The following is a 4,569-nucleotide window of genomic DNA, read 5'->3' as shown; positions in this document are numbered from 1 at the left end:
CGGCAGCGCCGACCCGGATGTGGCCGGCTACGGCGCCGGCCATGCCAACCCCAGCGGCGCGCTGGACCCGGGCCTGGTCTACCAGGCCTTCCAGGGCGACTACGTGCGCTTCCTGTGCAACGCCGGCTGGTACGACGCCAGCAGCGCCGATTGCGCCGACGTGAAGGTCAACGGCATCCCCGACCCCAACCTGCCGGCCCTCGCCGGCTCGGTGGCAGGCGTGCGCACCATGCACCGCAAGGTGCGCAACGTGGGCAACAGCACCGCGACCTATGCGGCCACCGCCGCGGTGCCCGGCTTCGACGTGCTCGTCTCGCCCAGCAGCCTGACGCTGGCCAAGGGCGAGGTCGGCGAGTTCACGGTCAAGTTCACCCGCACTTCCGCCACCTTCGGCTCCTTGGCCACCGGCGCGCTGAGCTGGAGCGATGGCGTGCACCTGGTGCGCAGCCCGATCCAGCTCAAGGCGGTCGAGTTCCAGGCGCCCACGCTGCTGCAGAGCCCGAACCTGAGCGATGCGGTCGAGGCCGACGTGGTCTACGGCTTCAGCGGCAAGACCAGCACCCGAGTGGCCGGCCTGAAGCCAGCGGCGCAGGTCACCGGCCACGTACCCGAAGGCACCTACACCTGCAACCCGGTGGTCATTCCGGCCAACACCCTGCATGCCCGGGCCTCGCTGAACCCGGTGGACACCACAGGCAAGGGCGTGGACAGCCTGTACCTGGCCTACCTGGACGAAAACGGCTGGTTCAACACCGGCGTGGAGCACACCGAAGGCAGCGACTTGGTCACCGAGATGCACCTGCCGGCTGCGGGCAACTACAACCTCTGCGTGTTCGCCTTCACCACGGCGCTGGGCTACACCGACTACACCGCCTACCAGTGGCTGCTCGGCACCTCCGACATCGGCGGCAGCCTGCAGGTGGCGAACCTGCCCACCAGCAAGGCCAAGGCCGGCAAGGTCTACCCGGCCAGCTTCAACTGGAGCGGCCTGAACGCCAGCAAGCGCTACCTCGGCGCTGTCGACTACCTGCGGCAAGACGGCAGCCTGCTCGGCACGACCATGGTGCGGGTGGAAGCCGGCGCGGCCTCGGTGCAGCGCCGCAGTGCGCCGCAACTGCTGCAGCGCCCCGGCAACGCCTCGCAGGCCAAGGCGGCCATTGACACCTCCAGCGCGGCAAGGGCGAAGCGGCTGCAACAGCAAGCCCAGAAGGCTCGCTGATCAAGCCCGGCGGGTGCTGCCTCGGCGGGCCCGCCCCCTCACCAGATTCAACGCATCCCACGGAGTCCCCATGACCCCCATCCTCCAACGACTGTGCGCAGCCATGCTGCTGGCCGGCCTGTCCGCCGCCAGCCTTGGCGCCACGCCCGAGAAGACCCCGAAGAAGGCGGCGCCGGCCGCGCGAACCTACATCGTTCAGCTGCGCGACGCGCCAGTGGCCAGCTACACCGGCAACGTCGCCGGCCTTCAGGCCACACAGGTCGGCGAAGGCCAGTACCTGGACGTACGCACCACCGCCGTGCAGGCCTACCGGGCCCACCTGGCACGTGAGCAGGACAAGCTGCTGGCCTTGCTGGGTTCGCGCGTGAAACCCAGCCAGCGCTACAGCATCAGCTTCAACGGCTTTGCCGCACGACTCACCCTCGCCCAGGTGCAGCGCCTGAAGGCCAGCGGCAAGGTGCGCCAGGTCACGCTGGACAGCGTGCGCGTGGCCGACACCGTCTCCACCCCGGCCTTCCTCGGCCTGGACGGCGCGGCGGGCTTCTGGTCCCACCAGCGCAAGGGCGTGCAGCTGCAGGGCGAAGACATCGTCATCGCCACCATCGACTCCGGTGTGCAGCCCGAGAACCCGGCCTTCTACGACCATGTGGATGCCAACGGCGTGCCCGTCGCAACCGGTGGCACCTTGGCCTATGGCGCGCCGCCGGCGCACTGGCTGGGCGGCTGCACCGTGGCCCCGGCCTTCCCGGCCTCGGCCTGCAACCACAAGCTGGTCGGCGCCCGCGTCTTCAACACCGGCTGGCTGGCCAGCGGCAACCTGCCCTGGTTCGGCACCTATTCCGACTCGCCGCGCGACGAGAACGGCCACGGCTCGCACACGCTGTCCACCGCCGGCGGCAATGCACTGGCACCCGCTTACGACAACGCCGGCCTGTTCCTGGGCAGCACCAGCGGCGTGGCCCCGCGGGCACGCCTGGCTTCGTACAAGGCGCTGTTCACCACCTCCACCTCCGCGGGCCTGCAAGCCGTGGGCATGACCAGCGACATCGTGGCCGCGATCGAGGCGGCCGTCGCAGACGGTGCGGACGTCATCAACTTCTCCGTCAGCGGCAACCCCGGCGACATGCTGGACCCGGTGGAGCTGGCCTTCCTCGAAGCCTCCAGCGCCAACGTCTTCGTGGCCGCGGCGGCAGGCAATTCGGGCATGCCAGGCACCATTGGCCACCCCGCGCCTTGGCTGACCACAGTGGGCGCGTCCACCCACGACCGCAACCCGTATGCGCAGCTCACGCTGGGCAATGGCGCGGCCTACAGCGGCGCCTCGTTCAATGCCGCAGCGCTGCCAGCCGCACCGCTGCGGCTGGCCCAGGACATGGCCGCGGCCGGCGTCTCGTCCGACCAGGCCAACTGGTGCGCGCCCAACAGCCTGGACCCGAGTAAAGCCGCCGGCAAGCTTGTCGTCTGCGACCGCGGCGGCATCATCACGCGGCTGGACAAGAGCGCCGAGGTCAAGCGCGCTGGCGGCATCGGCATGGTGCTGCTGAATGCCGATGACGAAGAGCTGGATGCCGACTGGCACACCGTGCCCACGGTGCACCTTGCCGTCGCCGACCGCGACGCAGTGCGCGCCTATGCGGCCAACAGTGGCGCGACCGGCGGCATTGGCGCGCGCTATCAGGTGCCGGGCGTGGTCGCGCCGGTGATGGCGTATTTCTCGTCGCTGGGGCCGAACGCTGCGTCCACCAACCTCATGAAGCCGGACCTCACGGCACCCGGCGTGAGCATCATCGCGTCGGTCGCCTACACGCAGAAGACGCAGGCTGAGAACTACGCGATCCGAGACGGCAGCATGGTGCCGCCACCCGTGGCTGCGGCCTATGACGGCACCTCCATGGCCACGCCGCACGTGGCCGGCATGGCTGCGCTGCTGCGCCAGGCGCGCCCGAGCTGGTCGCCCTCGGCCATCAAGTCTGCGCTGATGACCACCACCACCGGCGTGAAGCTGGCCGATGGCAGCCCGGACACCAGCGTGGCAGGCTTCGGTGCCGGCCATGCCAACCCGAATGGCGCGGTCGATCCCGGCCTGGTCTACCCCGCCTTCCATGGCGACTACATGCGCTTCCTGTGCTCGGAAGGCTGGTACGACAGCACCGGCGCCGAGTGCAGCGGCCTGAACGTCACCAGCCTGCCAGACCCGAACCTGCCGTCCATCGCCGCGACCTTCGCCGGTTCGCGCACGGTGCACCGCAAGGTGCGCAACGTGGGCGGTGCGAGTGCCACCTACACGGCCTCGGCAGTGCTGCCTGGGTTCGACGTGATCGTCTCGCCAAGCAGCCTGAGCCTGGGCAAGGGCGAAATCGGCGAATTCACGGTCAAGATCAGCCGCAGCACGGCGCCATTCAACACGCCGGTGGCCGGCACGCTGACCTGGACCGACGGTGTTCACATCGTGCGCAGCCCCATCCAGGTGACGGCGCAGGAACTGCTGGCACCCGCCATCCTGCTGAGCCCGGAGACCTCCGGCGCCCTGGCCTTCGACGTGGTCTACGGCTTTGGCGGCGCAACCTCCACCGCCACGCTGGGCCTGACCGCCAGCGACACGATCCAGGGCCACACAGCCTATGGCGACCTGGACTGCACCGTGAGCGAGTTCACCGTGCCAGCCAACACCAGCTACGTGCGGACCTCGTACGCCGCGGCCGACATCAACCTCGACACCAGCCTGTTCTACACCTGGTACACCGACGCCAGCGGCGGCTTCTACGGCTTCACGCACTTCGAAGGCAACGACCTGGTGCTGGACATGCAGAACCCCGCACCCGGCACCTACCAGCTCTGCATGTGGCCGCTGGCCAGCGGCAGCGGCTATGCCGACTACACCGCCTACCGCTCGGTGCTGAACCCCGCGAACCCGGCGCTGGGCGACTTCAAGGTCAGCGGCCTGCCGAGCGACAAGGCCAAGGTGGGCAAGGCCTACACCGCGACCGCCAGCTGGAGCGGCCTGTCTGCGAGCCAGCACTATTTCGGTCAGGTGCAGTACCAACGCGCAGATGGCAGCCCGGCAGGCTCGACCTACATCCGCGTGGAGCCGGGCGTCACGGCCGTCAAGCCGGCCACGCTGAGGAGCCTGCCGGTGGCTGTGCGCTCACCCGCACAGTTGAAGGCGCAGCAAAAGCGCGCTGCTGCGGAGGCCAAGCAGCGGCAGAAGGCTGCCGCCAACCGCGCGCGCTGAAGAGACAGCAGGGAGGCGCAGAGCGCCTGCCCTTGCGGAACAGGACTCTGCCCCACAATGAGGGCGACCATGAGCCTGCAAGCCTCCCTGCTGAACCTGGTGCTGCGCTTCACCTTCA

At 69.3% G+C, this 4,569-nt stretch carries 2 protein-coding genes; both read left to right on the top strand.

Translation table 11 applies throughout. The annotated features are described in order from the left end of the window. Positions 1 to 1,219 (top strand): fibronectin type-III domain-containing protein (locus FKP22_RS32425; RefSeq protein WP_510606721.1); only part of this gene is annotated, 1,219 nt, incomplete at its 5' end. A gap of 70 nt (positions 1,220 to 1,289) precedes the next feature. Continuing rightward, complete coding sequence (locus tag FKP22_RS21780) at positions 1,290 to 4,451, top strand: S8 family serine peptidase (RefSeq protein WP_141289787.1); 3,162 nt, start codon at positions 1,290 to 1,292, stop codon at positions 4,449 to 4,451. Positions 4,452 to 4,569: the final 118 nt, after the last annotated feature.

Source organism: Ideonella azotifigens (assembly GCF_006519715.1).
GTDB lineage: Bacteria > Pseudomonadota > Gammaproteobacteria > Burkholderiales > Burkholderiaceae_C > Ideonella > Ideonella azotifigens.
This window is presented reverse-complemented; position numbering and strand designations above follow the sequence as displayed.